General features: G+C 70.3%; 7 protein-coding genes and 1 other RNA gene. 1 reads left to right on the forward strand and 7 read right to left on the reverse strand.

Annotation, left to right across the window (positions count from 1 at the left end):
• Positions 1-168 precede the first annotated feature (168 nt).
• The 7 genes from AB0L00_RS45640 to ffs form a co-directional block, all read right to left on the reverse strand.
• Complete coding sequence (locus tag AB0L00_RS45640; RefSeq protein ID WP_364444540.1) at positions 169-1,239, reverse strand: aspartate-semialdehyde dehydrogenase; 1,071 nt, start codon at positions 1,237-1,239, stop codon at positions 169-171.
• Positions 1,236-2,504 (reverse strand): aspartate kinase, encoded by a 1,269-nt coding sequence (locus tag AB0L00_RS45645; protein WP_345366068.1) that lies wholly within the window; start codon positions 2,502-2,504, stop codon positions 1,236-1,238. The genes AB0L00_RS45640 and AB0L00_RS45645 overlap by 4 nt, the downstream gene beginning before the upstream one ends.
• A 261-nt stretch (positions 2,505-2,765) precedes the next feature.
• Entirely contained in the window at positions 2,766-3,314 is a 549-nt protein-coding gene (locus tag AB0L00_RS45650) for a DUF5063 domain-containing protein (RefSeq protein WP_364394787.1), read from the reverse strand.
• On the reverse strand, positions 3,307-3,906 hold the full coding sequence (recR, locus tag AB0L00_RS45655; protein ID WP_364444543.1) for a recombination mediator RecR: 600 nt from the start codon (positions 3,904-3,906) through the stop codon (positions 3,307-3,309). Before recR ends, AB0L00_RS45650 begins: the two co-directional genes overlap by 8 nt.
• Positions 3,907-4,124: 218 nt before the next feature.
• Entirely contained in the window at positions 4,125-4,481 is a 357-nt protein-coding gene (locus AB0L00_RS45660) for a YbaB/EbfC family nucleoid-associated protein (protein WP_345366074.1), read from the reverse strand.
• Positions 4,482-4,696: 215 nt separating this feature from the next.
• Complete coding sequence (locus AB0L00_RS45665; RefSeq protein WP_364444544.1) at positions 4,697-6,853, reverse strand: DNA polymerase III subunit gamma and tau; 2,157 nt, start codon at positions 6,851-6,853, stop codon at positions 4,697-4,699.
• 22 nt (positions 6,854-6,875) lie between these two features.
• Positions 6,876-6,972, reverse strand: an RNA gene (gene ffs, locus AB0L00_RS45670) — signal recognition particle sRNA small type.
• A 50-nt stretch (positions 6,973-7,022) separates the two neighbouring features.
• Here ffs and AB0L00_RS45675 point away from each other — a divergent pair.
• The coding region (locus tag AB0L00_RS45675) for a DUF952 domain-containing protein (RefSeq protein ID WP_364444546.1) at positions 7,023-7,314 on the forward strand (292 nt) is incomplete at its 3' end.

A 7,314-nucleotide genomic window follows, 5' to 3' on the forward strand; every position in this document is an offset into this window, starting at 1 on the left:
AATTTCCGCCCCCGGCGTGGCCGGCCCCCCGCGGCCTCGACTCTCTTCTTACAGACGCTCGCCGACCAGGCACTGGTCGGCGGCCACTCGCCGGTCGAGCACTCATTGATCAGCGCTCGTCGGTCAGACGCTCATCAATCAGGCGCTCGTCGGTCAGGTACTTCTCGGTCAGGCGCTGAACTCGGCGGCCACCAGCTCGGCGATCTCCGCGGCGTTCAGCGCGGCGCCCTTGCGCAGGTTGTCGCCGCAGACGAACAGGTCGAGCGTGTTGGGGAAGTCGATCGCCTGGCGGATCCGGCCGACGTACGTCGGGTCCGTGCCGACCACGTCGGCGGGCGTCGGGAACACGCCGTTCTCCGGGTCGTCCATGACGACGACGGTCGGCGCGGCGTCCAGGATCGAGCGCGCGCCCTCCACCGTGATCGGCCGCTCGAACGTCGCGTGCACGGCCAGCGAGTGCGTCGTGATCACCGGCACCCGTACGCACGTGGCGGAGACCTTCAGGTCGGGGATGCCCAGGATCTTGCGGGACTCGTTGCGGAGCTTGAGCTCCTCCGACGCCCAGCCGCCCTCCTTGAGCGACCCCGCCCACGGCACGACGTTGAGCGCCATCGGCGCCGGGAACGGCGACTCGGCGTCACCGAGGCGGTTCTGGATCGCCTTGCGCACGTCACCGGCGGTCTGGCCGAGCGTACGGTCGCCGGCGACCGCCTCGATCTCCGCGTACAGCCGCTCCGAACCGGCCACGCCGGCCCCGGACACCGCCTGGTACGAGGCGACGACGAGGGAGTCCAGGCCGTACTCCGCGTGCAGCGCGCCCATCGCGGCCATCATCGACAGGGTCGTGCAGTTCGGCGTCGAGATGATGTTCCGCGGCCGGTTCCGTACGGCCTCGGGGTTCACCTCCGGGACCACGAGCGGCACGTCCGGCTCCATCCGGAACGCTCCGGACTTGTCCACGACGACCGCGCCGCGCTCGGCCGCGATCGGCACCCAGACCTTCGACACCTCGTCCGGCACGTCGAACATCGCGATGTCGACGCCGTCGAACACCTCGGCGGTCAGCTCCTGGACGACGAGCTCCTCGCCGCGTACCGGAAGCCGCTTGCCGGCGGACCGGGCGGAGGCGACGAGGCGGATCTCGCCGTACACGTCCTCCCGGGACGACACGATCTCCCGCATGACGGTGCCGACCGCGCCGGTGGCCCCGACGAGGGCGAGGGTGGGCTTCCTGCTCATCGGCCGGTACCTCCGTAGACGACGGCCTCGATCTGGTCGGCGTCCAGGTCGAACGCGCGGTGGGCGGCGGTGACGGCGGCGTCCACGTCGTCCTGGTCGACGACCACCGAGATCCGGATCTCCGAGGTCGAGATCATCTCGATGTTGACGCCCGCGTCGGCGATCGAGCCGAAGAACTTGGCGGTGACGCCCGGGTGGGAGCGCATGCCCGCGCCGATCAGCGAGACCTTGCCGATCTGGTCGTCGTAGCGGAGCGAGTCGAACCCGATGCGGTCCTTGATCTTGTTGAGGGCGTTCATCGCGGCCTGACCGTCCGTACGGGGCAGCGTGAACGAGATGTCCGTACGGTTGGTCGCCGCGGCCGAGATGTTCTGCACGATCATGTCGATGTTGATCTCGGCGTCGGCCAGCGTCGAGAAGATCGTCGCCGCCTCGCCGACCTTGTCGGGCACCCCGACAACGGTGATCTTGGCCTCGCTCCGGTCGTGGGCGACGCCGGAGATGATCGCTTGTTCCATCTGGTTTCCCTCGATGCTGGTCTTGACCCAGGTCCCGGTCTTGTTGCTGAACGACGACCGTACGTGGATCGGCATGCCGTACCGCCGGGCGTACTCCACGCAGCGCAGGTGCAGGATCTTCGCGCCGCAGGCCGCCATCTCCATCATCTCCTCGTAGGAGATGTCCGGGATGCGGCGCGCCGCGGGCACGATCCGCGGGTCGGCGGTGAAGATCCCGTCGACGTCGGTGTAGATCTCGCAGACGTCCGCGTCGAGGCCCGCGGCCAGCGCCACCGCCGTCGTGTCGGACCCGCCGCGGCCGAGCGTGGTGATGTCCTTGGAATCCTGGGAGACGCCCTGGAAACCGGCGACGATCGCGATCGACCCCGCGTCGATCGCGTCGCGGATACGGCTGGGCGTCACGTCGATGATCCGCGCCTTGCCGTGCTTGCTGTCCGTGATGACGCCGGCCTGGGAGCCGGTGAAGGACCGCGCCTCGTGTCCGAGGTTGGCGATGGCCATGGCGAGCAGCGCCATGGAGATCCGCTCGCCGGAGGTGAGCAGCATGTCCAGCTCACGCGCGGGCGGCAGGGGGCTGACCTGGTTGGCGAGATCGACGAGCTCGTCCGTCGTGTCGCCCATTGCGGACACCACGACGACGACGTCGTGTCCGTCCTGTTTCGTAGAGACGATGCGCTGGGCGACGCGCTTGATGCTCTCAGCGTCGGCGACGGAGGAGCCACCGTACTTCTGCACGACTAGGGCCACGCGTGTGCACTCCTCGGATCGGGATCAGGGCAGTCGAAAGCCGAGTCTACCGAGGTCAACGCGATACCCCGCGCGGATTATCCCGCTATGCGAGATTTCCCGAAAGTCGGGTAACGGTCCGGAAACCTTGCGCGAGACGACCCGCTCGCCACGAGATCCGGAACGGCCCGACCCGTGGCCGGGACAGGGCCACGGGTCTTTTCGATCTTGAGGGGACCCGGTGACCGGTCGAGGGTCGGCCCCCGACCGGCTGGTCGGGGGTCAGCCCGCGACCGGCTCCTCCATGACGTCCAGCCGCGCGCTCGCCGAGACCGCGTAGAGCGCCCGCAGCGCGGCGCCGGCGTGGTTGCCCCAGTGGTTGAAGTAGCTGTACTGCCACCACCACAGCGCCTCGAGCTTGCGGTCGGCGTCGTAGTGACGGAGTCCGTGCACCAGGTCGCTGGCCACGTCCACCAGGTCGTCCGACAGGCGGTACACGGTGGTCTCAGCGTCCTTGTACGGGTCGAAGACCTCGGCGTACTCGTCGACGGTGGTCAGCCGCTCGGCCAGCCCCTGCCGGACCGTGTCCAGGTCCGGGTCCTCGCCGACGTCCGGCTCCCAGTTGTCCGGCAGGATCACGTCGGTGCTGGCGCCCAGCTGGGCCCCGGCCACCGCGATCTGCGACACCTCGAGCAGCAACAGCGGCACCGTGTGCCCCCCGGTCTCGCCCACCGCCACGGCGTTCAGTCCGGTCAGGTAGTTCTGGGCGTGCTTCGCCACACGGTCGGCGAGCGTCATCCAGCTGTGCTCAGAATTGCTGTTCTCAGACATCGAGCAGCCTCCGTCCTTCAAACGCACGACCGAGCGTCACCTCGTCGGCGTATTCCAGGTCGCCTCCCACCGGCAGTCCGCTGGCCAGCCGGGTGACGGTGAGACCCATCGGTTTCACGAGCCGGGCAAGATAAGTGGCGGTCGCCTCGCCTTCGAGATTCGGGTCGGTCGCCAGGATCAGCTCGGTCACCTCGCCGTCCGCGAGGCGCTGCATGAGCTCCCGGATGCGCAGGTCGTCCGGGCCGACGCCCTCGATGGGGCTGATCGCGCCGCCGAGCACGTGGTAACGCCCGCGGAACTCCCGCGTCTTCTCGATCGCGACGACGTCCTTGGGCTCCTCCACCACGCAGATCACGTGGGTGTCCCGGCGGGCGTCGCGGCAGATCCGGCACTGCTCGGCCTCGGCGACGTTCCCGCAGACGTTGCAGAACCGGACCTTGTCCTTGACCTCCCGCAGCGCCTCGCTCAGCCGCGTGACGTCGGCGGGATCCGCGGCGAGCAGGTGGAAGGCGATCCGCTGTGCGCTCTTCGGCCCGACGCCGGGCAGCCGGCCCAACTCGTCGATGAGGTTCTGGACAACCCCTTCGTACACGGTCCCTCCCTTCTCGTCGTCGACGCGCTCACCGGGAGCGCCGTCATGAGTGGACGTTCTCGTGGAGGCCGTTCACGGCGGGTGGACGCTCTCCCATGCGGCGCACGGCCACCATGGGGGACGTCCCCGGGCGTCCTTCGAGACCTCCCGATCGAAGCACGCCCGGTGGACATGGGCACACGGCGGGTCCGTGGGCCCACTGGATCCGCCGCCTCAGGTCACATGCCGGGGAGGCCCAGTCCGCCCAGGCCGCCGCCCAGTCCCTCGGTCAATGGTCCCATCTTCTCCTGCGCGAGGTTCTGGGCCTCTTCCGTGGCGTTGTGGATGGCCGCGAGCACCAGGTCGGCGATGGTCTCCGCGGTGTCCGCCGGGTCCTCGGGGTCGATGGCGGCAGGATCGATGACGATCTTGACGACCTCGTTCTGCCCGTTGACGGTCGCGGTGACCAGCCCGCCGCCGGCGGTGCCCTGGACCTCCGTCTCGGCGAGTTCGCGCTGCAGGCTCATGAACTGCTCCTGCATGCGCTGCGCCTGCTGCAGCATCTGCTGGATATTCGGCTGGCCACCGGGTTCCACGGTGCTCTCCTCATTCGATCGTCCGTTGAGACGAGACTACGGGGTTCGCACCCGATCCGGTATGCGGCTCCCGGCAACCGGTACGGCTGTCCCAAAACGCCCCCGACCGGGCGGCGAGCGCCGTACGAAAGGCTCGGCGAACCCGCAGGTCGGCCGAGGAACATGCCCGGTTCATGGCGGGATGACCGTGACGTTACCGAGCCTTTTCCCGGACGTCAGGTGTTGTCGAACTCCTGGATCACTTTTCCGCCGAGCACCTGCTCGATCAGGGCCATCCCGGTGAGCGCGGCCTCGCTCCCCGCGTCCGCGTCACCCTCCGGATCGACCTCGTCCTCCTCGTCCACCGGCTCGGGCGGCGGCGGGACCGGACTGGGCGGCGGGGCCGGCGCGGCCGGGGCCGGCGACGGCGTACGGGGCGCGCGGGGCGGAGCCGCCGGAGCACCCCACCCACCCGGGTCCGGAGGCGGCGGCGCGGGTCGTGCCCCCTGCCCTGAGCCGCCGACGAGGACGGCGTCGATACGCCAGTCGACGCCGAGGATCTCCTTCAGCGCGTCGCGGAGGACGGCGTCCTTGCCGCCGGTCGTGAACCCGCGCCGCTTGCCGTCGTTGGCGAACGCGAGCGTGAGCACCTGGCCCTCGATCGACGCGACCTCCACGCCCTCCATGAGGACGATCCAGGCGACCTTGCTCCGCTGCTTGACCGCCTCCAGGATGTCGACCCACATCCGCCGGATCGCGGCCGCGTCCACCCCGCCGGCCGGCGCTGCCGCACCGGAGCCCCCGCTCGCCGCGCCGGAGCCTCCGCTCGGCGCCGCGGCCACCGGTGCGGGCCTGGTCGGCGCCGCGGCGGACGGCGTCGGCCACTCGGCGGCGGACGACGGCCCGGCGGCCGGTGCCGACGGGCGCCCCGCTCCGGACGTCCGATCGGGCGCGGGCCAGTCCGCGCCGCCGGATGACTCCTCCCGCTGCGCGGTGGGCCTCTGGGCGGCGGGCGGCTGATGCCCGGGCGAGTCCGACGGCTGCGGCCGGGAAGCCTCGACCGGAGCCGCCGTCTGAGGAGCGGGCGGCTGCGGGCGGTTCTGCGGCGCAGCCGGTTGAGGATGGCTCTGCGGAGCAGATGGCTGAGCGTGGCTCTGCGAGGCGGACGGCTGAGCGTGGCTCTGTGGGGCGGACGGCTGCGGTACGGGCTCGGCCGCGGCGACCTGGCCGCCGACGGCGATGCGGCGCTCCAGCCGCTCCAGACGGGTCAGCAGCGACGCCTCGTCGTCGTACGCGCCGGGCAGCAGGATCCGCGCGGAGATCAACTCGAGCAGCAGCCGCGGCGACGTCGCCCCGCGCATCTCCGTGAGGCCGGTGTGCAGCAGGTCGGCGGCGCGTGTCAGCTCCGCGCGACCGAGCCGGGACGCCTGCGCCTGCATCCGCTCCAGCTCGTCCGGCGGCACGTTGAGCAGGCCCGTCGCGCCGGAGTCGGGGACGTTCGACAGGATGACGAGATCGCGGAAGCGCTCCAGCAGGTCGGCGGCGAACCGCCGCGGGTCCTGCCCGCCCTCCATGACCCGGTCGATCGCGGCGAACACCTCCGCCCCGTCCCGGGCCGCCACCGCGTCCACGACCTGGTCCAGCAGCGACGAGTCGGTGTACCCGAGCAGGGACACCGCGCGGGCGTACGTGATGCCCTCCTCGCCCGCGCCCGCCAGCAACTGGTCGAGGATCGACTCCGAGTCACGGGCGGACCCCGCGCCCGCGCGTACGACCAGCGGAATCGCGGCCGGCTCGTACGGCACGCCCTCCTTCCGCAGGATGTCCTCGAGCAGCTCACGGAGGGTGCCCGGCGGGATCAGCCGGAACGGGTAGTGGTGGGTACGCGACCGGATCGTCCCGATGACCTTCTCGGGCTCGGTGGTCGCGAAGATGAACTTCAGGTGCGGCGGCGGCTCCTCGACGAGCTTCAGCAGCGCGTTGAACCCCTCACGGGTCACCATGTGCGCCTCGTCGATGATGTAGATCTTGTAGCGCGCCGCCACGGGCGCGAAGAAGGCGCGCTCCCGCAGATCACGGGCGTCGTCCACACCACCATGGGAGGCGGCGTCGATCTCGATCACATCGATGTGGCCGGCCCCGGACGGCCCGAGCGCGACACAGGACTCACACTCGCCGCAAGGCTCGGGAGTCGGACCTTTCTCGCAGTTCAGCGAGCGGGCGAGGATGCGCGCGCTCGAGGTCTTGCCACAGCCACGCGGACCACTGAAGAGGTAGGCGTGATGGATGCGCCCGTTGCGCAGTGCCTGCTGCAGCGGCTCGGCGACGTGCTCCTGCCCCTTGAGCTCGGCGAACGTCGCTGGCCGGTACTTGCGGTACAGAGCCAGACTCATGGGGGTCCGTCCTCGTCGAAAAGCAGAGGACCCCCCGCACACCCGTCAGAGCCTGCTTATCCTTGCTGCCTTCCGGCCCTGGGGAGGTTCACAGGATGGACGCCGTGCGAGGGGTCTGATCCGAGTCTATGGCATCCGGCGCAGGGATTCGGCCCGTACGCTCTGCTTCATGGCAGGCGATCTCACGGACCCGCGTACACCGATCTTCCACATCGCCGAACGGACCCAGTGGGAGGCGGCACGGGACTCCGGCCACCCGTACGAGGTGTCGACCCGCGGCCGTACCCTCGCTCAGGAGGGGTTCATCCACGCCTCCCGCGACGAGGACCAGGTACGCGGCGTCCGGCGCGCCTTCTACGCCGACCTCGACGATCTGGTCCTTCTCGTGATCGACCCGGCGGGTCTGGACGTCCGCCACGAGCCCGTCGGCGACGACGTCTTCCCCCATATCTACGGCCCGA

This window comes from Actinoallomurus sp. NPDC052308, from assembly GCF_040679195.1.
GTDB lineage: Bacteria > Actinomycetota > Actinomycetes > Streptosporangiales > Streptosporangiaceae > Actinoallomurus > Actinoallomurus liliacearum.